Source organism: Virgibacillus sp. 7505 (genome assembly GCF_002272135.1).
Taxonomy (GTDB): Bacteria; Bacillota; Bacilli; order Bacillales; family Amphibacillaceae; genus Terribacillus.
Genome location: NZ_NPBF01000021.1, coordinates 109,838 through 133,227, shown reverse-complemented (window position 1 = coordinate 133,227; position 23,390 = coordinate 109,838). Strand labels below are relative to the sequence as shown.

Below are 23,390 nucleotides of genomic sequence, written 5' to 3'. Positions count from 1 at the left end.
CTTAGTTTCGACTAAAATTAATTTACCTAAACAAAAAGGAATCCCTTCGAATTGGTTGGGATTCCTTGTCCTCTTGCGCTATGGTATAATGTATCAATCGTTATTCCATGTGATCAGTCTGGATTCCATATCTATCATCCAGCGATTCTTCAATTTTAAGCATTGCCTGATCATCCTGTAATAACTCATTTTTGTTTTGCGTGATCAATTCTTCTAAAGAAAGCTTGCGGGGTCTCATCAGTCATTAGCCTCCCTAAATATTTTCCTTTAGCTATTCCCAATACTATCACGTTATAATCAAAATTGTTTGAACATTATGTTAAGAAAGAATGACAATGGAGGATTTCAGATGGAACATCTTATCAATCCACGCGTTACAAACATACAAATATCAGGCATTCGCCGCTTCTACAACTTGGTGGCAGATAAAGAGGATATGATCAGTCTGACAATTGGCCAGCCTGACTTCCCTACCCCGCTTCACGTCAAAGAAGCAGGAATCGAAGCAATCCGATCTGATAAGACGACGTATACACCGAATGCAGGGCTATTACCTTTGCGTGAGGCAATCAGTGCATTTTACACAAAATATGCTCCAGTGTACAAAGCAACAGAAGAAATCATCGTCACTGTCGGGGCATCACAAGCAATTGATATTACCCTGCGGACTATCCTGCAGTCTGGGGATGAAGTAATCTTACCCGGTCCCGTTTATCCTGGATATGAGCCGCTTATCACATTAGCAGGAGGAAAGCCGGTTCTTGCAGATACAACCGAGAATGGATTCAAGCTTACAGCATCCATTTTAAAACAGTATATTACACCGAAGACGAAATGCGTCATCCTTCCTTATCCATCCAACCCGACTGGTGCGACACTTACATATGAAGAACTGGAAGAGATAGCTGACTTTTTAGCCGACAAAGAGATATTCATATTGTCAGACGAAATCTACAGTGAGTTGACGTACGATGATGCTCATGTTTCGATTGCCAGCTTCCCGCAGGTAAGGGATAAGAGTGTCATTATTAATGGCTTGAGTAAATCCCATTCCATGACCGGCTGGCGAATCGGCTTTACATTGGCACCAGCGTGGCTGAGCACCCATATGCTCAAAGTTCATCAATACAACGCCACTTGTGCGACTTCCGTCAGCCAGTACGCAGCAATCGAAGCGCTGACGAATGGTCTGGGAGATCCCGTCAACATGCGCGATGCATATCGAGCGCGCAGGGATTACTGCTTGGAGCGATTGGAAAACATGGGTTTGACTGTTGAGAAACCAAATGGGGCGTTTTACATTTTCCCAAAATTCCCGATCAAGAGCATGACCTCATTGGAACTTGGTTTGGCACTAGTGGATAAAGCAGGTCTTGCTATTGTACCAGGCGATGCATTTTCTCACCTTGGTGAAGGGTATATGCGGCTTTCTTATGCATACAGCATGGAACTGCTCCAGGAAGGAATGGATCGTCTGGAGCGTTTCCTTTCTTCCAATAAATTAGCATAACTAAAGGACAGGTTCGGGAACCTGTCCTTTTTATATCTTTCTTTTTGCTTCATATAGATTCAGCAGCTTGTCCAATTCCTGGCTTTTAGCAATTGATTCACTGCTTGTAAATCCTTTCTCAAATGCTACTTCCGCCATTTGCTCACGCAGTACCTCAATCTGCTGCGTCAGCCTGTTAAGATTGATTAATTTGTTGGAATGCTGCAGACAATATCTGGCGTGTTCAGGCAATATCATTTGATCACCATTATCCCTCATTAGTTACAAATCTTTTCCATTACTTATCATGCCAAAAGATCGAATGAATGTAAAGTTTATCAAGCACTTTTCACACTTTTTACATAAGTAAATGACACGTTTCCTCCTTCTCTCCTATCATTCGTCAAAGGCTGATAGAACAAATTGTATCTTTCGGCTTACTAGCAAGCAGTCATTTCGTCATTGTTGCATATCTGTATAATACGAAACGGAAATAGTATTCGGAATTGGGCTAACGTCTATACCCCTTCACGCTCTGCGCCATATAGTAAGGTGTAAGCTTTAGGAGGTGAAACAGAATGGGTTACGGATACGGTGGCTTCGGCGGTTTCGGCGGAGGCGGTTACGGTGGCGGTTGTGAAAACGTTGGCGGCTACGGCGGCGGCTGTGGTAACGGCTTTGCTTTGATCGTTGTACTTTTCATCTTGTTGATTATTGTTGGTGCAGCATTCTACTGCTAATTCCAACAGAAGAAAGACGGCATCTTAGGATGCCGTCTTTCTTCATTAACCGATAATGATACGTTCTTTCGGATAGTGGAAGTTCGCTGTCTGCGAATTCCGCTGCAAGGAATACAAGAATGTCAGGATGCCGACTCTTCCAAGAAACATGAGCAGCATCAAAACAATTTTACTTGCATCACTCAACTCCGGTGTTATACCGAGACTTAAGCCGACCGTTCCGAAGGCACTACATACTTCAAATAGCACTTCAGTTAGCGAAAACGGCTCAATGGAGGCAAGAATTACAGCTGAGGTGAACACTAAAATCATTCCGAAGATCGTCACGTTGATTGCTTTGAATAAATCCTCCGGGTGAATCTCCCGCCGGAGGACCGTAATTTGTTTGTTCCCTCTGGCAAAGTGATAAAGCGCAATGACCACTAATGCCAAAGTGGTAGTACGGATACCTCCTCCTGCACTGCTTGGGGAAGCCCCGACAAACATTAGCGCAGACATGAACAGCTGATTCTGTTCAGTAAGCTGCGCGATATCCATTGTTGCAAGCCCCCCGCTTCGTGTGGTCACCGATTGGAAAAGCGAGTAAAACAATACTTCATGCCAGGATTTCCCCACGAAGAAGTTCCTGGAATCAAGCAATGCAATAATGATTGCACCAGCAAAAATAAGTACCATGAAAGTGATTGTTGTCAGCTTCGCGAACAAGGAAAATCGGATAAAAGCACGCTCATCCTTCGAAGCAAACATATACTGCTTCACCTCGATCAGGACTGGAAAACCGATTGCACCCAGAACGATAAGCAGCATATGTACGAATTGCACAAAGTAATCATGCCGGAACGGAATGAGTGACTGTCCGGTTATATCGAAGCCTCCGTTTGTCGTAGCGCTTATTGAAGCAAAAAGCCCTTGAAAATAAGCTTCACCTGCCGTTGGGAAATACTGCAGATAATACGTACCTAAAACTAGGAATCCAATCAATTCTATTGTCAGGACAACAACCAGAATTTGCCTCATAAGATTAACCGCTCCACGAAACGATACCTGATTCTGATCAACCATGATCAGTCTCCGTTCCTTGAAACCGATTTTCTTACCGAACAGCAGCCATACAAATGTTCCTAGTGTCATAACGCCAATTCCGCCCAGCTGCATCGTGAAGGCAATCAAAATGATGCCTGTTGTGTTGAAATATTCATGTATCGGAACAGAAGCAAGTCCGGTCACGCTGATGGCGCTGACAGCCGTAAATACTACGTCAACGAAGGAAATATTTGTTCCTTGTTTATGAGCCACCGGCAAAGCCAGTAAGCAGGTAGAAATCACTACTGCCGCTAAATAAAATAAGATGATCAATCTGGTTGGCGAAATGTTATTCAGCCATCGCCAACGCGGGTCATAGGTACGCATACAAGAACTCCTTTAAATGCACGTTTCAAATGTATTCTATTATAGCAGGCATGATAGAGAATAGCTCGCATTTTCAAGCGCTCTTACTCTATCGAACCGGCTCCGCTTGTCAATATCTCTTCTTCTTCCATTCCTTCCTCCCGCATCCTTTTAATAGAAGCGAGCAGTTCCATTTTTTCTTCCCTCGCAAGCGTGCCCTTCATGATTACATTTCCTTCTTCACCTAAATCATTCACTTCCTGTACTTGGACAAGGAACATAGCTGGACGGTTTTCTGGTTTTGTAATTCGGACCTGGGCAAGCAGTACTTTACGGTTTTCAGACAATACTTGTACGCTTTTTAAATCATTTTTCTCCAGTACCGCTTCCAGCACCCATTCGTTATCCTCTTCCTTATTGATGATTAAACCTTCGGACAGTTTCATTTCTTTTTCTTTTAAAGATCCTTGATCTGTCGTATATAGAGTAAGCTCTACCAGTTTGAATGTTTTCACAGATACCTCTCCTTTTAACATGTCCAATTATGTCTTTTTCTCTATCTTATCAGAACTTTTCCAATCCGTATGTATTGTCTGCAACGGATGTTTTCTATACGTAGTGCCAGGGTACAGAATGAGGATATTGCCAGGGAGGATGATACTATGCATAAACTGGATTTGATTGTAATAGGATCTGGCGTTAGTGGCCACAGCACGGCTTCAGCAGCCCGAAGAAAGGGCTGGACTGTGGCCGTTATTGATGATAAGCCATTTGGCGGTACATGTCCTCAATGGGGATGTGATCCGAAGAAAGTGCTGATAGAAACTGTCAGAATCCAGGATGCTTTTGATCGGATGAAGAATTATGGTTTGACTGGAAATGCGCAGCTCGATTGGAGCAAGCTTCGCGAACACAAGGAGACGTTCACGGAACCTATTCCTAAAATGACAGTCGAGGAATTCAAAAATGATGGCATTGAGGTGTACCAAGGACACGCACAATTCATCGATGACCATACTGTACAGGTTAACGGAGAGAAACTGCAGGCTTCTTATATTCTAATCGCTTCGGGAGCTTCCCCTGCTAAACTTCCTGTAGATGGATTTGAACATCTGGTTTCGAGCGATGCTTTTTTCGAACTTCATGAGCTTCCCCAGGAATTAGTGCTGATAGGTGGAGGATATATCAGTTTTGAATTCGCACATATTGCTGCGCGCTTCAATAGAAAAGTAACACTCATTCAACGCGGGGAACGTCCATTGAAAGGATTTGACGAAGATGTCGTCAACCATTTGGTCGCTTACAGCAAAAAACTCGGTATCGATATCAGGACGAATACCGAACTGGAATCTGTTGAAAAACAAGGAAACAAATTCATCGTTTCCGTGCGTTCCGGAAACCAAACGGAAAAGATATCTGCTGATATTGTAATTCACGGCGCTGGCCGAACACCGAATGTGCTAGAAATGGGATTAGAACAGACTTCCATTTCCTATAGCAAGAAAGGAATCAAAGTGGATAAAAATCAGCAGAGTATATCTGCACCGCATATTTACGCTGCAGGTGATTGTGCAGATGATGGTAAGCTGCCTCTTACACCGTTGGCTTCAGAAGCTGGAAGCCGTGTTATTCATCACATGCTGGAAGGGAAACAACAAGATGAATTCAATCATGTTCAGCCTTCCATTGTTTATACGATTCCCGGAATTGCTTCAGTTGGCATGTCAGCTGACGAGGCGGCAAAAGCTCAGGACAAATATACTGTCATCGAACAAGATTTGAGCTCTTTCTTTACCAACAAGATAACGAGGCTGGAGGAAGGATTCAGCAAGATCATTTTGGACAAGGAAAAACAGGTTATCGTCGGTGCACATATATATGCTGCCCATGCTCAACACTTGATTAATGTTTTCACTTTGGCAATTGAAATGGAAGCACCTGTACAAATGCTGCAATCCTTGCTTTGGGCTTATCCGACTGCAGAGAGCGATATCCCGAGCATGCTTCAATAATAAATAAAAAACCGCCACATTTGGCGGTTTTCTCATGCTTTATAAGCTTTCACATAATATACTTCTTCATTTAAGTCCCCTTGAGATACTTCAAACCCTGCCTTCTTCAATTTGTCTGCAAGCAGATCTGCGCTGTGATCTCTACTGTAGCCGAGCGCTATCATGATACCTTTTTCAATAGTCACTCTGTACATTTCCGCAGCTGCCTGCTCTGGTTCATCTAAGCTATCCAGCACGAATGCTGCAAGTCCACGCTGAAAGGAAGCGTCGGGGAAATTAAGAAGCCTGTCTAATCCGCTCGGCATCCGGTCGATATTCGTTAGTGTCTCTTCTTCTGCACGAAGTGCTAACTCTTCCAACAAAGTTTCATCTTTCTCAAGAGCTGTAACGCGATCCTTTGTTTTATGAGCAATAGGAATAACCAAATTACCATTACCAGCACCGAAAACTATCACTTTTTCTCCGCCCTCTATTTCCAATAGCTCTAGCACTTCTGCTGCGGAAACTTCTGTTGTCTTATTCACCATATGACTCTCTCCTTTTGAATCAATTAGTTCTGTATTGCCCTTATAATACAAAGATAAACGTATCTCCACTATGCTCTCACGGATTAACATTTTCTATCCTTCATTCAAAAAGGACAACTGAAACATCCAGCTGTCCTTTCAACACGTATATTTATCTGTTTGAACTTTTCGGTCAATAAAAGCACATAGATCCCCTATTTTAGGAAAACGTTCAAATTCCATATTAGCAGGATTTTCTGCATCAATCAGCGGGATATCCCAATAACGCAGCAAGTCATGATAACTTTTCAAAAAAAGTTCGCGATTTCCATTGTATATCTTATACAGATCGGAATCTGTCGTTTTAAAAGCATACTCAGGAAGTAGCTTATCTGTATGCTTGTCCACATATTTAACGACAGTCAAATATATTTCGTATTCGATACCTTTCATTTTGGCAACCTGACATAAGCATTTTTTAGTCTTAAACTGGTCCAAATCAATGATATCTGCCATATTGTTTCCTCCTCACCAGGACTGGAAACTTCGATTTACATTCAGTTTATCACAACACACAGCGTCTGTAAGCCGGATTTCAGATAATAGATATACTATATTGATCATTTGTAATTAATATTGTTGGTTTTATTTTCTAGCTAGCGGGTAGACATTCAGTACATCAAATTAGCTAAAAAAGGAGAATTCAACTTGAAACCATATTTAAAAGAGTACACGAACGATGAAAAGCTGCAAGAAGACATTCAACTTTTAAGCACAAAAGGCGTAAACAAAGATAACATCTATGTATTGTCACATGATGATGACAGAACAAAACGTGTATCCAGTAAAGTGGATGCCAATACTATAGGATTATCCGAGATGGGAGCTAAAAGTGCTGTTGGCAGTATGTTCAGTAAACAAGGCGATGAACTTCGTGCAAAATTGAAAGAAATCGGTTTTTCCCAAGAAGAAGCCGAGGATTTTGAAGAGGATCTTGATGAAGGTAAAATCTTTTTGATTGTAACTGGAACTGATAACGTCGAAGGCTTGCTTATTTAAATGAAAAGGCACTGTCATGAGACAGTGCCTTTTCTTATTTTTTCGGTAAGATAAGTTTTGGCTGAGCCAAAACGAGAATGAGAATAACTATAATGCTGGCTATAAAGCTTGGCAGCAGGTAAGAGCCGTTGTATATAAGCGAGTAAGCCCAAACAGTTTGTCCTGGTGCAGCTGCAGATCCGAAGAAGACCATTCCACCTACAAAATGTGCTGCAAACCGACCTATACTGCCAATCAATGTTCCGATGATCAACATCCCTACAAGCTTTGTGCGGTTATTTTCTTTTGCAGCCTTACGAGCGGATCCAGCTGTGACAGCTGCCAGCCCAACTAGAGTGAAGGCTAGAGGATAGTCCATAAAACCCTGGACAACATGTATTATATAAGGACCGGTAACTAATTGCAGCAGCCCTACTACTAATCCTGTTGTAAGTCCGCCTTTCCATCCCCACCGAAACGCCATTAAGAAAATTGGGACCATCTGCAAGGAGATACTCCCTCCCTGCGCCCATGCTTTAAATGAAAATAAGTCCAATACGAATGCAAGTGCGGCGAATATTGCCACCTCTACTAAAAATAAAACCCTGCTTCTTGATTGCATATTTTTCTCCCCTAATAAAGAATGCAACAAAAAAACAATGCTGCAGCGGGATCCTTCCGATGGCCCAATGTGCATTGTTTCCCCATCAAAGAAGCTACATCCCTACGCGAGTGCTAACTCACAGGTTCGAAGGGTCTGAACATACGTCCATCTCAGCCGAAATGGCTCCCCCTGCAGGCTTTTTTGTACCGTTTTGTTTTCTGTTGTCCATCTATTATATAGAAAAATGACAGCGTTAGCAATAATTAATAATATTTCCTATAAGTGAAATATTACCCAAGTGCAAATTTTAGCAATTTTATTACTTTTACTTCATCTAACGAAATTGTTTGAATTCGAGAAAAACTATGACGTATAATGGACAATGTTCTTTAAAAAGGGAGGATTTAAAATGGATACACCAGCTACAATCCCACAAGGGAAGAAGCATCCAAAGGGATTGTATCTTCTCTTCTTCACTGAATTGTGGGAAAGATATAGCTATTATGGAATGCGTTCTGTATTAATGCTTTACCTTACTGCTGCAGTAATAAGCGGTGGCTTAGGCATGAGCACTCAACATGCTGCATTCATTTATAGTTTGTATGGAGGAGTTATTTACTTTACACCAATTATCGGCGGTTATTTAACCGATAAATTCATAGGACTTCGAACAGCCATCACTATCGGTGGTATTACAATGGCAATCGGAGATTTCATAATATTTCTATTCAACAGCCAATTAGGTCTATATATAGGAATACTTTTCTTGATTATTGGTAATGGATTCTTCAAACCGAATATCTCCACCTATGTAGGTGATCTGTATGACCCTAGAGATAAACGGAAGGATGCCGCCTTCACAATTTTCTACATGGGAATCAACTTGGGAGCATTTTTCTCCCCATTAATTGCTGGTTTCCTTGCAGAAGATTTATTCCACTCAGTAGATGCTGATGGTATTGAACACTTTGGCTTTAAATGGGCCTTTTTGGCTTCTTCCATTGGTATGGTTATCGGTCAGCTGATTTTCAGCTTGTTGGGTAAACGCTATTTAGGCGATATTGGGACAAAACCTGCTCGAACTAATATCACTCCAAAAGGTGCTCCAGCAGCAAAAATGACAAAAGCAGAAAAGAAACGCACTGGCGCAGTATTGATTCTGTTTGTCTTTGTTATCTTCTTCTGGGCCGGTTTCGAACAAGCAGGTACTTCCCTAACACTTTATACAAGGGACTTCATTGATAGAAATGTTGGAGGTTATACAATACCTGTATCCTGGTTCCAATCTGTGAACCCATTGTTCATTGTCATCCTTGCACCAATCATATCTGCTATTTGGTTGAAACTTAGTAAATCAAAACGCGGTGATTTGCGCACTACGACGAAAATGTCACTCGGTATGATTCTTTTGGGAATAGGATTCATGATCCTAGTTCCTGCAGTATTGTATACTGGCAGTGACGAAACAGATATAGTTCATAAAGCTAATATCCTGTTCATCATCTTTACCTATCTGTTCCATACTATCGGTGAGCTTTGTCTGTCACCAGTAGGACTATCAATGGTAAGTAAAGTAGCACCTATCAAGATTGCTTCACTATTGATGGGTGTCTGGATGGCAGCATCAGGTATCGCTAATATTATCGGCGGACAGCTTGCTGCATTAACAGCAACACTCGGTTATGTGGAGATATTCAGTGTAATCGGTGCAGCAGCGATTGTAGTAGGTATCATCCTGCTAACGATTTCCAAAAAACTTCAGTCCATGCTAGATGCAAGAGACTAAATTACAGAAACACAGTTCCTTACGGGAGCTGTGTTTTTTTATATGTATTCCTTTTCTTTCGCTATGTAGACTGCATGTGAACGGTTCTGGGCTCCTAGTTTATCCAGTAGTTCCGAGAAATAGTTCCGGACAGTTCCTGGTGATAAAAATAGTTCAGCTGCAATTTGCTTTGTGGAAAACCCTTTTTCCGCAAGGTGGAGAATTTCCTTTTCACGTTCACTTAATGGGTTATCGATGCCTTGTACGAATTGGTAAGTAATCTCTGGACTAATTACCGCGCGTCCATGATACACAATATCTCTTACAGCATGCGCAAGCTGATCACTAGGTGTATCCTTCAGCAAATAACCCTCAACCTTCAGCTTCATAGCTTCTTTCACATAAGCAGCCGTAGAAAAGGTCGTCAGCATCAAAACCTTCTCTATGCGACTGTTTTGCCGCAATTGTTTGACCACTTCCAAGCCATTAAATTTTGGCATTTCAATATCGAGGATTAATAAATCGAAAGTTTGCGTTTCAAGTGCTTGCAAGACTTCCTCACCATTGGCAGCTTGATTAGTGACAACGAAATCTTCCTCTAAATCGAGCATCGCAGCCATGGCACCTCGAAGCATATTCTGGTCATCCGCCAACAGCATACGAATCATTACTGTTTCCTCCTTCGGTTTGCATAGGAACTTTTACTATCAGGTGCAAGCCGCCATTTGGCCGCTCATGAAAATGGGCTTCCCCCATCATTAAGCTGACTCGTTTTCTAATTCCATCCAAGCCGTTTCCTTCTTCTGCGAGCGTATTATCATAGCCGCCATTGTCCTCTACCTGTAAATGCAGAACGTTTTTAGTTTGTATAACTCGGATCTTACAGAACGTGGCGTTACTATGACGTATGACATTGGTGACAGCTTCTTTGAGTATATAGGCAAGCATGGTTTCCTTTGAACTGTCTTCTATTGAAGATAGTTGTTGTTCCAATTCAGGAGCAATTCCAGCTTCTTTTAATCTAAGCTGCGCTGCCTCGTACTCCTCCTGCAAGGAAACAAGACGCATATCGCTGACAATTTCACGCATTTCCTGAAGCAAGGATCGAGACAACTGCTGGATATCATGCAATTCTTGTTCTGCCCTCCCCGGGTTCTGGAATAATAGTTTTTTTGAGATGTCACTTTTTACTGAGATTGTGGATAGCGTTTGTCCTACCGTATCATGCAAGTCACGTGCAATCCTATCCCGTTCACGCTCCTTGATCAATTCTTCCACTTGCTTTTTTGTGTCAGTAAGCTCCTCATTGACTGCTTCCCATTTGCGGTACCACTTTTCTTGAACTTTCCAAACTGCTGGTGTAATGAGACTAATCAGGATACCAGGAGAAATAAATCCCCAGGTCCAATCATGAATCCCATATATATCCGTGAAAAGCATGATGCCTGTTACTGCATTAACTGTCATATATCCAATCCAAAATTTTGCTGGACTTTTCAGTACATAAAGCATATTAATCGCATACAAAAGCAAGTAGAAAAAAGCCTGTTCAATAAAAAAAACTAAATATGCAACTAGTATAGTTAAGATGATTGCTGAAGAAAAAGTCCTTTCCGGCCGCCAATAGATCTCCCTATAACAAAAAAAGATGATAATCATTACTAAGAGAGGGAACCAGAATCGAAAACCTTGCTCTCCAATCAAATATAATAATGTGAAATAATAATAGGCAAGCCAAAGATGAGGTATATAGCCATCTTCTTCCGGAAACAGTCGGAATCTCTTCACGTAGTCAGCTCCTTTGCCTGTACTGCAAAATTATCGCTCCTATAAATAATACCAAAAAATAACAGGTGAGGATTATGATATTGAAAAGTTCAATACCCTCTCCTGAGGCTATATTCCGCGCACCCAATGCAAACAAGTATGATGGCAGCCACTCTCCAATCATTTGTACCCAGTCTGGAAATGTTTGCAGAGGCATCCAGAGACCACCTAAAATAGCTAGTCCCAACACTACTACATTAGCTGTCACAGATGCAGTCTCAACCTTTTTCGTCTGAGCAATTAAGATTCCGATTGTTAGAAATAGAATTGAACCAGCCAGCAGCCATATACTTGTTATTATCCATTCTTCCAAAGGACGATTGAATTGTTTCCATGCATTTATAATTAAGAAAAACAACGAAACAATGACTGCGTTCAGTAAAAGCTGCGTTATAATACGGGAAATGAAATACTGTGGTGGTGTAAGCGGATGGGTAAACAAATAGTCCATCCAAGTTTGCCTTCTATCATACATAATTTGAATGCCAAATGTTTGCACAGAAGTCACTACCAAACTGTAGCAGGTCATGGATATGAGAAAATAATAATCAAAGTCTATTCCGTCGACAGTTGAACCTCTATTAATATAAGTGAACAACGTATAAAAGACGAAAGGCATAAATAAAGAGAAACAGAGAAAGTATTTATTTTTTATCATTCTTTGGACTTCCATCACTACCGTTTGAATAATAGCTTTCATATACCGCCTTCATCTCTTTCCAGGCCTTCTACATACTGCTCGAGAGTATCGCCTATTATCTCAAGCTGTGAAAATTTTATACTTTTCTGGATCAGCAATTCCAGTTCATTATCCGCATCCTCCGTTAGCTTTCGATATAATCCATCCTTCTGGATATAACCCATCGAGACCAGTATTCTTTTATTCTTGGAATCCGTTCGGAAGCTAATTGACTTTCTGTCCATCTTAATTTCTTTTATAGGACGGTCTACTTTTATAACGCCATCCTCCAGATACAACAATCGTTCCGCTAGCTCTTCTGCTTCTGATAAAATATGAGTCGTTATTAATACACTCATTCCATTCGAGCGTACATTAGACAACTGCCTGCGAAATTTCCGTTTAGCTTCCAGATCCATACCAGCTGTCGGTTCGTCCATAATTAGAAGTTTTGGCTTAACTGCAACAGCTAGCTGGAATAATAGACGCTTCATCTGACCAGTACTTAAATTTTCTGCCAGCACCTTCTTTTTGGATTCTAATCCTGTATCTCGTAATACTTCCTGGATCTGCTTTCTCTTACCATGCAAAGAGAGCATATATGAAACAAATTGATAGAGCGTTAAATTCCCGATCATAGAAGGTGATTGTGGTACGTATCCAATATGAGGTCTTTTGCCTTCCCAATTCATACTTCCTCGATCTTGTTTCAGCATTTGTAAAACAATTTTTATTAGCGTAGACTTGCCAGCTCCATTCGCGCCCAACAGGAGAATACTCTCACCCTCTGTCATTTGAAATGTGATATCTCTTAGTACCAACTGCCCATTAAATGATTTACTGATATGATCTATCTTTAGCATCACCCCACCTCCTGCTATCAGAATATCAAGACAGACTGCAAGGAGTAAGGAAGTAATGTCATAAGAAAAGATGACATTTGTCATAAAAAAAGACCACTCCTGTGAGTGGTCTTCCTTCGTTATTCTGCAGTCAACCTCAAAAATTCCTCGATGTCCTGCTTGCAAACTTCAATAGCTTTAAGCCAGAATGCCTTATCGGTCAAGTCTTCCTGCAAATGCTTCATCGCCAAGTCTTCTACCGTCATCCGGCCTGTGTCCTCAAGCAAAGCATTGTAGGAACGCTCGAAGTCTTGCGGATTCTCAGCAGCTTTTGCATAGATTCCCGTACTGAACAAGTAACCGAACGTATACGGGAAGTTATAGAACGGCACATCCGTTGCATAGAAATGCAGCTTGGATGCCCAAAATGTCGGATCATACTCATCAAGCTGGTCATTATATGCTTCTTTCTGAGCCTCAACCATCAACTCGCGCAATCGAGCAGCGGATACTAATCCGTTTTTACGTTCTCTATAGAATCTCGTCTCAAACAAGAATCGCGCATGGATATTCATGAAGAAAGCAATACTGCGCTGGATCTTCTCCTCAATCAATGCGATTTTCTCTTCTTTCGTCGCTGCTTCTCTTACTGCAGCATCGGAAACAATCAATTCAGCCAATGTCGAAGCTGTCTCAGCCACGTTCATTGCATATTCCTGGTTCAACTGTTCCACATCATTCATTGCGTAGCTGTGATAGGCATGACCTAACTCATGCGCTAGCGTAGATACATTGGAAGCAGTGCCACTGAACGTCATGAAAATCCGGCTTTCCTTTTTGTCCGGGAAGCTGGTACAGAAGCCACCAGGGCGTTTGCTATTGCGGTCTTCTGCTTCAATCCAACGCTTTTCGAATGCTTGCTGGGAGAAATCTGCCATTTGGCTGCTATATTTCCGGAAATTCTTCACGATGAAATCAGCAGCTTCGTCATATGATACATGTTTTGTCGCAGAGGAGAGCGGTGCATCGATATCATACCAGCTCAATTTTTCCAGCCCGAGGATTTCCGCTTTGCGCTGCAGGTATTTGACGAATGAATCCTTCTCATCCGTGATCGCTCCCCACATAGCATCCAGTGTTTCTTGAGACATACGGTTATAAGCTAACGGCTCTTTCAGCACACTGTCCCATTTTCGATGCTTGTATGTCTGAAGACGGAAACCTGCTAGATGATTAAGCGTTTCAGCAAAGAAATCTTCTTTTTCTGTCCAAGCTTCCTGCATTCTAGCGAATACATGCTGTCTTACTTGGCGATCTGGAGCATCCAATTTATTGGCAGCTTGACCAACAGAATAGGATTTCTCTTCTCCATCGATTTTCAATGGCACTTGGATGCTGCCGACAATCGTATCGTACATACCTCCCCAGCCATGGTAGCCATCAATCGCCAAATCATTCAGCAATACTTCCTGTTCAGGCGACAGCTTTTCAGCAGCCTCTTTTCTGCGCTCATCAAGCACAAATGCATAATCTATCAATTCCGGCTGCTCAAGCATCTGTTCCCACGTCTGCTGCGGCACTCGTGTAATAACTTGATCTACACCAGTAAGCGTTCCGCTGTAGGCAGCCATAAGTTCATCTTTCTTCCCAGACCATTGCTTTGCTTTTTTGTCTGTAACATCCTGTGCTACGAGACATTCAACGAATGCAACAACCTCGAATACATGTTTAGCAGAAGTTTCCCACTCCGCTACGATACGCACCAAGCCAGCAGTATCTTCAGCCTGATCAGGAACTTGGAAGGCTTCCAAAGCCTGTTTCCAATCTTGTAAAGCTTGATCTGCTTTCTCTGCGAATTCCGCTAGCGCGGCTGAGTTACTGCCCCCAGGGAATATCGCATCCAAATCCCATATTTGTCCATATTTATTCGTCATATGTATACCTCCTTAAACTACCTTTCTATTATACGCTCCGAGTTATTGACTGAAAAGTTTTAGTGTTCGCTATTTTTCGGCATTGCAATAAAAAAATCAAGACCATAGCTTTAGATGCTATGGTCTTGGTTCTATTAAACAAAGCGTGTACCGTTCAGATTACGCGTCTCAGCCGTGGCAGATGTAATACTTGCAACTGGCACAACAGTAATGCTTACTGTATAGGTCGCTGTTTCAGTGGTTGGTACCACGTCTACAAACGTATTAGGTAACAAGATACGATATGTCCCTGCTAGTGTACCAGTTCGACCAATGCTTACCTGATTCAGAGTAGTTCCATCTCTTCGGAGTGTAGCAGTTATAGTAACTGACCAGTTGGCAGTGGTTACTACAGCAATTTGTACATTAAAATCTAATTTCACATTGTTCCCCGCCACTACAGCCGGAGTAATTGTATTAACTACCGTATCGGTATTAAGAGGAATAGCAAGAGCTGTCGTTGCCTGGTTTGCTGCAAGTGGGCTAACAGAAGGCAGCGCACTACCTGTGGAGCCAGTTGGACCGGTAATTCCAGTGGTTCCGGTTAAACCGGTCGTGCCAGTAACTCCGGTTGCACCTGCTACTCCTGTAGGTCCTGTTGCTCCGGCTTCTCCCGTAACTCCAGTAAGTCCTGTTGATCCAGTTTCTCCTGTTACTCCGGTAAGCCCTGTTGCTCCGATTTCTCCCGTTACCCCAGTGGTTCCTGTTGATCCAGTTTCTCCTGTTACTCCGGTAAGCCCTGTCGATCCGGTTTCTCCCGTTACTCCGGTAAGCCCTGTTGCTCCGGTTGCTCCTATTCCACCTACATAAATCGACAGACTCACATCATCCACCAGAATATTGCCAGAAGCAGGATCTGGCAGAGTGTTAATCAACAAAAAGATCTGGGAGGTTCCTCGCGGTGCTGTTACGAAGATGCCAGTAACTTCTCTCCAGCCTGCTTGCGAAGCTATAGGGATACTATCTGGGGGTACATCCAATAGCAATCCTCTCCCCACTGTTTGGAAGTTTCCCGTTAGAAAGATTATTTGTATCTGTACTGTCGGTGCAGGCTGTTCATTTTCCCTTGCCAAGTAAACTGATAGATTATAACTATAGCCTGCTATAGCAGGTTACACGTATTGCGCTATGAACGCAGTCTTTTGACCACCCTCCAGCCTTGCTGCATAGTTGCCACTATGTCTATATTGCTGAGTGATTGATGCAAATGATGAAACCCATGGTACAAGACTGCCAGATTCGAATCCGCCATTCCTTACGATGTTCTGGTCAGGCATCGTTTAATTCTGCCTCCTTCAAATAATAAAAGAATTCAAATCCACATAATTTCTCTCCTAACTATTCAAACAAAAAGCTACATGAACCCTTGTTTGACCTATATTCCTATAAGTTTTCCAGAATTGTACAAGTCCGCTGTTTTCATTAATCAAGAGCTATAAAAAAGTTTTCTGCCAGATTATCTGACAATAACCCCTGCATCACTGTATTGGTAGCGCTTACAAGTAGTTTGAATGATTTAAAGAATCTGAAAATTTATCCAATAAGCTGTTGACCTAGCTTGTGTTAGGCGTTATGATAACTGACAATTAATCAAATAAATGAATTTTCAAATTATTCAATTCAATCAATTTATGAGCATCCAATATGTAAAGAGAAAAAGAACTTTTGCAACTGGGAGGTGTTTTGATCCTATGCGTAGTGACATGATCAAAACAGGGATTGACCGCGCTCCGCACCGCAGTTTGCTGCATGCGACCGGTGTTAAAACGTCTGACTTAGGAAAACCGTTCATCGGTGTTTGCAACTCTTACATCGATATCATTCCAGGACACATGCATCTAAACAAATTCGCCGAAGTAGTAAAGGACGCAATTCGCCAAGCAGGCGGTATCCCCTTCGAATTCAATACGATTGGTGTAGATGACGGCATCGCAATGGGCCATATCGGAATGCGTTACAGCTTGCCGAGCAGGGAAATCATTGCAGACAGTGCAGAAACAGTTATACAGGCGCATTGGTTCGACGGCGTCTTCTATATACCGAATTGCGATAAAATCACACCGGGTATGCTGATGGCATCGGCAAGGACGAATGTCCCTTCTGTCTTTGTTTCGGGAGGTCCAATGGAAGCTGGTGTAAGTCCAGAAGGGAAACCATTGAATCTCGTGTCCATGTTCGAAGGTGTAGGTGCCGTGCAAAACGGTACGATGACCGAACAGGAATTAGCAACAATCGAGCAGCTTGCTTGTCCGACTTGCGGATCCTGCTCCGGTATGTTCACAGCAAACTCTATGAACAGCTTAATGGAGATGCTCGGCATGACAGTTCCCGGAAACGGAACACTGCTAGCCACATCCGACGAACGGCATGAACTGATCTATGAAGCTGCCAGACACCTGATCCGGCTTGTTAAAGAGGATATCCGTCCGCGGGACATTATGACAAAGGAAACCTTTGATAATGCGTTTGCTTTGGATATGGCTATGGGCGGTTCAACGAATACAGTTCTTCATACAATCGCCATCGCCCATGAAGCCGGCATTGATTATGATCTGGCAGACATAAATAAAATTGCGGAGAAGGTTCCTTACCTTTCCAAAATCAGTCCAGCTTCAGATTATTCCATGCATGACGTCCACCTAGCCGGAGGAGTCAGTGCAATCATCAACGAGTTATGCAAGATCGATGGCCTTCTTCATAAGGAGCGTATTACCATCACTGGTAAGACAATAGCTGAGAATGTGGAAGACTACGAGATCTTAAATAAAGAGGTTATTCGTCCATTGGATAATCCCTACAGTCCAGTTGGAGGTTTAAGTATTCTGTACGGTAACCTTGCACCCGACGGCAGTGTCATAAAAGTCGGAGCTGTTGATCCTTCCATCAAGAAATTCCTCGGTGAGGCAATTGTTTTTGACTCACAGGATGAGGCACAGGAAGGCATCACGAACGGAACCGTGCAGGCAGGACATGTCGTCGTCATCCGTTATGAAGGACCCAAAGGCGGACCAGGGATGCCCGAGATGCTCTCCCCTACTTCTGCTATTGCGGGACGCGGTTTAGCTAAAGAAGTCGCTTTGATAACAGATGGCCGTTTCTCAGGTGCGACCCGAGGCATTTCTGCCGGTCATATCTCTCCGGAGGCAGCTGAAGGCGGACCAATAGCATTTGTTGAGAATGGTGATCCAATTTTGATCGATCTGGAAGCACGCAGCATTGAATTACTTGTGGATGAAGATGTACTGGAGACACGCCGACAGAATTGGAAACAGCCCGAACCTAAAATCAAATCTGGTTACTTAGCAAAATATGCAAAGCTCGTAACCTCAGCTAACACTGGCGGGGTCATGAAAATATAATCAAACCGAAGACGGGACCATAGAGACGGAAGCATTATATTCACAGAGAGCCAGGGACGCTGGAAGCCTGGCAATATAATCCGTCATCTCTCTTCCCTGAGCGCGAAGCTGAATTACAGTAGGCTGAGCCAGGTGTACAGCACCTGTTACCAAAACGGAGCTGGCAAATGCAGCTCCATGAGGCAGTTTACCGTAAGGAAGCTGTGAACTTGGGTGGTACCGAGAAAAGCAAAGTCTTTTTTCCCCATTTCTTGCAAGATTGCTTGAATGGAGAAAAGAGGCTTTTTTTATATAACAAAATCTATTGGAGGGATATAACCATGAAGGTGAAGGCTCAAGCCGTACAAGAAAGAAATCCTGCTGCCGAAGTTCCAAAAACGGGTGCTGATTTATTTGTAGAGGCACTGCAAGCAGCAGGTGTTGATACTATTTTCGGCTATCCAGGGGGAGCTGTACTCCCGATCTATGATGCCTTGTATCGCGCAGAACCTCAGTTCCAGCACATCTTGACTCGACATGAACAAGGAGCGATACATGCCGCAGAAGGATATGCACGTGTTTCCGGAAAGCCCGGGGTTGTGATTGCGACTTCTGGACCTGGTGCGACAAACCTTATAACTGGAATTGCCGATGCAATGATGGATTCCCTGCCTCTTGTCGTATTCACCGGCCAAGTAGGCAGAAGTGTCATCGGAACAGATGCTTTCCAAGAATCAGATGTGATGGGAATCACCACTCCTATTACAAAGCACAACTACCAAGTCCAAAGGCAGGAAGATATGCCGCGCATTATTAAAGAAGCGTTTTATATCGCCACAACTGGACGGCCAGGACCTGTAGTAATCGACATTCCAAAGGACATCTCGGGTGAGGTTTACCAAAGAGCTGCTGCTGAGGAACCTATTCACCTTCCAGGCTATCAACCGACATTGAAGCCAAATAACAATCAAATCAAAAAGCTTATCCATGCCATATCGACTGCGAAACGCCCTATTTTGCTGACAGGAGCAGGCATCCTGCATGCAAAAGCGTCGAAAGAAGTCCTAGCATTCGCAAAGCGTTTCCAGCTGCCTGTCACCTCTACCCTGCTTGGACTAGGTGCCTTTCCAGCCAGTGAACCGGAATTCCTTGGTATGGCAGGCATGCACGGGACATACGCAGCCAACCGTGCCCTATACGAATGCGATTTGCTAATTAACATAGGTGCCAGATTCGATGATCGCCTTACAGGCAACCTGGCGCATTTTGCCCCGCAAGCAACAATCGCACATATCGATATCGATCCGGCAGAAATCGGGAAAATCATACCTACCAGCATTCCTGTCGTGTCTGATGCCAAGGCTGCACTGGAAGAACTTCAAAAAGCAGAAGCAGATATTCCAGACATCCAGACATGGAGAAATCATCTGCAGCAGTACAAAGAAGATTATCCGCTATGGTTCAACAACCCTGCACAGGATCTCATTCCGCAATTGGTCATGCAGGCCGTTCATAAAGCAACGAAAGGAAATGCCATCGTCACGACCGATGTCGGGCAGCATCAAATGTGGGCCGCACAATATTACAGTTTTGACCAGCCCAATCGCTGGGTGACCTCTGGCGGACTCGGCACAATGGGATTTGGCTTCCCTGCTGCAATCGGGGCCCAGCTGGCAAGTCCCGACAGTACAGTCATCAGCGTAGTCGGGGATGGCGGATTCCAGATGACCATGCAGGAGCTATCCGTCCTGCAAGAGCGAAAACTGCCGGTGAAGATACTGATAGTCAACAACCAAAGTCTCGGCATGGTCAGGCAGTGGCAGGAATTCTTTTACCAAGAGCGTTATTCCGAGTCGCTGCTGGATATCCAGCCGGATTTCATCAAGTTGGCTGATAGCTACAGCATAAAAGGAGTCCGCTTGGAAACACAAGAGCAGTTAGTGGCAGAGCTTCCTTCCCTGCTTCAATCTGACGAACCAGTTGTAATTGACTGTCGTGTGCTGCGTCAGGAGAATGTGTTCCCGATGATTGCACCAGGAAAAGGACTGCATGAAATGATTGGAGTGAGTCGATGAAGCGAATCATTACGGCAACCGTTCAGAATAGAAGCGGTGTGCTGAACCGGATAACAGGTTTGATGCAGAAAAGACAATTCAATATCGATAGTATTTCAGTAGGCAAAACTGAGGTGGAGCAAATCAGCCGTATGACCTTCGTCGTTGAAGTAGAAGACATGCAGAAGCTGGAGCAGCTCACAAAACAGCTTCATAAGCAGATTGACGTACTGAAAGTAGCCGATATTACTGATCACGCCATAGTTGCTAGGGAGCTGGCACTCGTAAAAGTCGTCTGCCCCCCTGCCAGCCGGAATGAGCTGCAAAGCATCATTGCTCCTTTCCGTGCCAGCGCAGTCGATATCAGCAAGGACAGCATGATTGTTCAGGTAACCGGTGATTCGGATAAAATCGAGGCCTTCCTCGAGCTTGTCCGGCCTTATGGAATCAAGGAATTAACGAGAACTGGTGTAACGGCCTTCCTACGTGGGCATCAGCCGCAAGCTGCGGATGGAAACACGTATTCACTTATAACCAATTAAAAATGGAGAGGAATGACGAGATCATGGCAAAAGTTATCTATCACAATGACATTCAAGAAGAGGTATTGAAAGGAAAGAAAATCGCAGTAATCGGTTATGGCTCTCAAGGCCATGCTCACGCGCAAAACTTGAAAGAAAGCGGATTTGATGTTGTTGTCGGAGTAAGGCAAGGTAAATCATGGGATCAAGCAGTCGAAGACGGACATGATGTGCGTTCTGCTTTTGAAGCGGCTCAAGCAGCGGATATCATCATGATGCTTGTTCCGGATGAGCTGCAGCCTGCTATCTACAAAGAAAGCATCGAGCAGAATCTGGAGACTGGAAATGCCCTTGTATTTGCACATGGTTTCAACGTTCACTTCAACCAAATCGCACCTCCATCCAATGTGGACGTATTTCTTGTTGCACCGAAAGGCCCGGGTCATCTTGTCCGCCGTACGTACACAGAAGGCGCTGGCGTTCCTGCCCTATTCGGTATCTACCAAGATGTCAGCGGAACTGCAAAAGAAATCGCATTGGCATATGCGAAAGGTATCGGAGCAGGTCGTGCTGGAATTTTGGAAACAACATTCCAGGAAGAAACGGAGACAGATTTGTTCGGTGAGCAGGCAGTCCTTTGCGGCGGACTTACAAGCCTCGTCAAAGCTGGCTTTGAAACATTGACTGAAGCTGGTTATCAACCAGAAGTTGCCTACTTTGAGTGTCTGCATGAGTTGAAACTGATCGTCGACCTTATGTACGAGGATGGTCTGGAGGGAATGCGTTACAGCATCTCTGATACTGCTCAATGGGGTGATTTCGTTTCTGGTCCGCGAGTTGTCAATGATGAAACAAAAGCTCGCATGAAAGAAGTGCTGGACGATATCCAAAACGGTACATTCGCGAAAGGATGGATCTTGGAGAACCAGGCCAACCGACCACAATTCAATGCAATCAATGCCAGAGAAACAAATCACCAGATCGAAACAATTGGGCGCGAACTCCGCGAATTGATGCCATTCGTCAAACAAGGCAAGAAAAATCAATCCGCTGAGGAAGTGATTGTCCATGGCTCAAATAAAATTTTTTGATACAACACTGCGAGACGGCGAACAGACACCGGGAGTCAATCTGAACAAACTGGAAAAGGTTGAAATTGCCCGACAGCTGGAACGCCTCGGAATGGATGTATTGGAAGCGGGCTTCCCCGCTTCCTCCGAGGGTGATTTCCTCGCTGTACAGGAAATTGCCAGGACCATTAAAACTACCGCTGTCACAGCATTGGCCCGGGCAAAGATAAGCGATATTGATACCGCCTGGGAAGCATTGAAGGATGCAGAGCAGCCAAGAATTCATGTATTCTTGGCCACCTCCCCTATCCATATGGAATACAAGCTGAAGAAAACACCTGAGGAAGTGCTTCGAACAGCTGTTGAGATGGTTACTTATGCGAAGGAACGGTTCCCGATTGTCCAATTTTCTGCAGAAGATGCTTCCAGATCTGAACTTCCCTTCCTTGCCGAAGTTGTTGAGGCTGTCATAGATGCTGGTGCGACAGTTGTAAACTTGCCTGATACTGTCGGTTATGCGACACCTGCCGAGTACGGCAGAATGTTTGCTTATATGAAGGAGCACGTTCCAAATATCGAAAAAGCAGATCTATCCGCACACTGCCATGATGATTTGGGAATGGCTGTAGCCAATAGCATTGCTGCTATCGAAAACGGCGCAACTCAAATTGAAGGAACGGTTAATGGCATTGGAGAACGTGCAGGAAATGCTGCCCTTGAGGAAATCGCGGTTGCCCTTCACATTCGTAAAGATGCGTATGAGCACTCCTCCCGCCTCATTCTGCATGAAATCAAACGAACGAGCAGCCTGATCAGTAAATTGACGGGCATGACGGTGCCAGGAAACAAAGCAATCGTCGGCGATCACGCCTTCGCTCATGAATCTGGCATCCACCAAGACGGTATGCTGAAGCATGCAGAAACCTATGAAATCATTACGCCGGCACTAGTCGGGATGAATGCTACCAATCTAGTACTTGGAAAGCATTCCGGACGACATGCTTTCAATACCAGAATCGCAGAACTTGGTTTTACACTATCTGAAACACAGTTGCAGGAAGCATTCGACCGCTTCAAGCGCCTGACAGATAAAAAGAAAGAAATCACGGATGATGATCTCTTTACCATTGCACTAGATGTCCAGACAAAGCATGATCCAGTGAAAACGTATGAAGTGAAAGCCCTTCAAGTAACAATGGGTCCACAAAATCTGCCGACTGCAACAATTGCCCTTCAGACTCCGGATCATGGCATCAAGGAAACCGCCCGGACCGGTCATGGAACAGTCGAGGCTATTTATAATACATTGGCTGCTTTGATCGATGAAAAAGTAACACTTACTGACTACCGCATTCATTCTGTCGGAAAAGGCGAAGATGCTCTCGCTGAAGTACATGTACAGCTGCAAGTTGACGGTGATCCCTTTACCGGCCGCGGCACGGCGAATGATGTGCTGAAGGCGTCGAGCCATGCCTTTGTCAACGGTGTGAACCGCGCTTTGCGTGCCGCAACTATGAAAAAGGTTCAAGCATTAATTTAAACC

At 43.7% G+C, this 23,390-nt stretch carries 21 protein-coding genes, 2 pseudogenes and 1 riboswitch; of the genes and pseudogenes, 10 read left to right on the top strand and 13 right to left on the bottom strand.

Features of this window, described 5'->3' with window-relative positions:
• Positions 1-100 precede the first annotated feature (100 nt).
• Entirely contained in the window at positions 101-238 is a 138-nt protein-coding gene (locus tag CHH91_RS08175) for an FbpB family small basic protein (RefSeq protein WP_095222964.1), read from the bottom strand.
• A gap of 111 nt (positions 239-349) precedes the next feature.
• On the opposite strand from CHH91_RS08175, the gene CHH91_RS08170 reads away from it, so the two are divergent.
• Positions 350-1,510: an aminotransferase A gene (locus CHH91_RS08170; protein WP_095222963.1), complete on the top strand. Its 1,161-nt coding sequence runs from the start codon at positions 350-352 to the stop codon at positions 1,508-1,510.
• Between the two features lie 30 nt (positions 1,511-1,540).
• Here the strand turns inward: CHH91_RS08170 and CHH91_RS08165 are convergent, their stop codons facing one another.
• On the bottom strand, positions 1,541-1,768 hold the full coding sequence (locus tag CHH91_RS08165) for an aspartyl-phosphate phosphatase Spo0E family protein (protein WP_306452922.1): 228 nt from the start codon (positions 1,766-1,768) through the stop codon (positions 1,541-1,543).
• 380 nt (positions 1,769-2,148) lie between these two features.
• Here CHH91_RS08165 and CHH91_RS21225 point away from each other — a divergent pair.
• Positions 2,149-2,229 (top strand): annotated as a pseudogene (locus CHH91_RS21225) (YjcZ family sporulation protein); the annotation flags it as partial.
• A gap of 45 nt (positions 2,230-2,274) precedes the next feature.
• Here the strand turns inward: CHH91_RS21225 and CHH91_RS08155 are convergent.
• Both CHH91_RS08155 and CHH91_RS08150 read right to left on the bottom strand, forming a co-directional pair.
• Positions 2,275-3,639: a TrkH family potassium uptake protein gene (locus tag CHH91_RS08155; RefSeq protein WP_095222961.1), complete on the bottom strand. Its 1,365-nt coding sequence runs from the start codon at positions 3,637-3,639 to the stop codon at positions 2,275-2,277.
• A gap of 83 nt (positions 3,640-3,722) precedes the next feature.
• On the bottom strand, positions 3,723-4,133 hold the full coding sequence (locus CHH91_RS08150; protein ID WP_095222960.1) for a YwpF family protein: 411 nt from the start codon (positions 4,131-4,133) through the stop codon (positions 3,723-3,725).
• A gap of 147 nt (positions 4,134-4,280) precedes the next feature.
• Here CHH91_RS08150 and CHH91_RS08145 point away from each other — a divergent pair, with 147 nt between their 5' ends.
• Entirely contained in the window at positions 4,281-5,630 is a 1,350-nt protein-coding gene (locus CHH91_RS08145; protein WP_176465725.1) for a dihydrolipoyl dehydrogenase family protein, read from the top strand.
• A gap of 32 nt (positions 5,631-5,662) precedes the next feature.
• Here the strand turns inward: CHH91_RS08145 and CHH91_RS08140 are convergent, their stop codons facing one another.
• Both CHH91_RS08140 and CHH91_RS08135 read right to left on the bottom strand, forming a co-directional pair.
• On the bottom strand, positions 5,663-6,157 hold the full coding sequence (locus tag CHH91_RS08140) for a class I SAM-dependent methyltransferase (protein WP_176465724.1): 495 nt from the start codon (positions 6,155-6,157) through the stop codon (positions 5,663-5,665).
• A gap of 138 nt (positions 6,158-6,295) precedes the next feature.
• A complete protein-coding gene (locus tag CHH91_RS08135; RefSeq protein WP_095222957.1) occupies positions 6,296-6,652 on the bottom strand; it encodes a hypothetical protein in 357 nt (118 codons plus the stop codon).
• A 192-nt stretch (positions 6,653-6,844) separates the two neighbouring features.
• On the opposite strand from CHH91_RS08135, the gene CHH91_RS08130 reads away from it, so the two are divergent.
• On the top strand, positions 6,845-7,195 hold the full coding sequence (locus tag CHH91_RS08130) for a YflT domain-containing protein (protein WP_095222956.1): 351 nt from the start codon (positions 6,845-6,847) through the stop codon (positions 7,193-7,195).
• Between the two features lie 34 nt (positions 7,196-7,229).
• On the opposite strand, the gene thiT is transcribed toward CHH91_RS08130, so the two are convergent.
• A complete protein-coding gene (gene thiT, locus CHH91_RS08125; protein WP_095222955.1) occupies positions 7,230-7,796 on the bottom strand; it encodes an energy-coupled thiamine transporter ThiT in 567 nt (188 codons plus the stop codon).
• Positions 7,797-7,878: 82 nt separating this feature from the next.
• Positions 7,879-7,978: riboswitch (TPP riboswitch) on the bottom strand.
• Between the two features lie 209 nt (positions 7,979-8,187).
• Here thiT and CHH91_RS08120 point away from each other — a divergent pair.
• The gene (locus tag CHH91_RS08120) at positions 8,188-9,564 is read left to right on the top strand and encodes a peptide MFS transporter (RefSeq protein ID WP_095222954.1); all 1,377 of its coding nucleotides are present in this window, start codon (positions 8,188-8,190) and stop codon (positions 9,562-9,564) included.
• A gap of 38 nt (positions 9,565-9,602) precedes the next feature.
• Here the strand turns inward: CHH91_RS08120 and CHH91_RS08115 are convergent, their stop codons facing one another.
• The 6 genes and pseudogenes from CHH91_RS08115 to CHH91_RS21440 form a co-directional block, all read right to left on the bottom strand.
• Entirely contained in the window at positions 9,603-10,211 is a 609-nt protein-coding gene (locus CHH91_RS08115; RefSeq protein WP_095222953.1) for a response regulator transcription factor, read from the bottom strand.
• Positions 10,186-11,331, bottom strand: a complete 1,146-nt coding sequence (locus CHH91_RS08110) for a sensor histidine kinase (protein ID WP_095222952.1) — start codon at positions 11,329-11,331, stop codon at positions 10,186-10,188. Before CHH91_RS08110 ends, CHH91_RS08115 begins: the two co-directional genes overlap by 26 nt.
• Before the next feature lie 4 nt (positions 11,332-11,335).
• A complete protein-coding gene (locus CHH91_RS08105) occupies positions 11,336-12,070 on the bottom strand; it encodes an ABC transporter permease (protein WP_095222951.1) in 735 nt (244 codons plus the stop codon).
• Entirely contained in the window at positions 12,067-12,912 is an 846-nt protein-coding gene (locus CHH91_RS08100; protein WP_176465723.1) for an ABC transporter ATP-binding protein, read from the bottom strand. The genes CHH91_RS08105 and CHH91_RS08100 overlap by 4 nt, the downstream gene beginning before the upstream one ends.
• Positions 12,913-13,031: 119 nt before the next feature.
• Positions 13,032-14,825 carry a M3 family oligoendopeptidase gene (locus tag CHH91_RS08095; protein ID WP_095222949.1) on the bottom strand — a complete coding sequence of 598 codons (1,794 nt, stop codon included), beginning with the start codon at positions 14,823-14,825 and terminating at the stop codon, positions 13,032-13,034.
• A 134-nt stretch (positions 14,826-14,959) separates the two neighbouring features.
• Positions 14,960-16,141, bottom strand: a pseudogene (locus tag CHH91_RS21440) (NTTRR-F1 domain).
• A 414-nt stretch (positions 16,142-16,555) separates the two neighbouring features.
• Here CHH91_RS21440 and ilvD point away from each other — a divergent pair.
• The 5 genes from ilvD (at position 16,556) to CHH91_RS08065 (ending at position 23,387) form a co-directional block, all read left to right on the top strand.
• Positions 16,556-18,223 carry a dihydroxy-acid dehydratase gene (gene ilvD / locus CHH91_RS08085; protein WP_095222947.1) on the top strand — a complete coding sequence of 556 codons (1,668 nt, stop codon included), beginning with the start codon at positions 16,556-16,558 and terminating at the stop codon, positions 18,221-18,223.
• A gap of 320 nt (positions 18,224-18,543) precedes the next feature.
• A complete protein-coding gene (gene ilvB / locus CHH91_RS08080) occupies positions 18,544-20,277 on the top strand; it encodes a biosynthetic-type acetolactate synthase large subunit (RefSeq protein WP_095223057.1) in 1,734 nt (577 codons plus the stop codon).
• A complete protein-coding gene (ilvN, locus tag CHH91_RS08075; RefSeq protein WP_038559726.1) occupies positions 20,274-20,798 on the top strand; it encodes an acetolactate synthase small subunit in 525 nt (174 codons plus the stop codon). Before ilvB ends, ilvN begins: the two co-directional genes overlap by 4 nt.
• A 23-nt stretch (positions 20,799-20,821) precedes the next feature.
• Positions 20,822-21,868: a ketol-acid reductoisomerase gene (gene ilvC / locus CHH91_RS08070; protein WP_095222946.1), complete on the top strand. Its 1,047-nt coding sequence runs from the start codon at positions 20,822-20,824 to the stop codon at positions 21,866-21,868.
• Positions 21,846-23,387 (top strand): 2-isopropylmalate synthase, encoded by a 1,542-nt coding sequence (locus CHH91_RS08065; RefSeq protein ID WP_095222945.1) that lies wholly within the window; start codon positions 21,846-21,848, stop codon positions 23,385-23,387. The genes ilvC and CHH91_RS08065 overlap by 23 nt, the downstream gene beginning before the upstream one ends.
• The last annotated feature ends 3 nt before the right edge of the window (positions 23,388-23,390 follow it).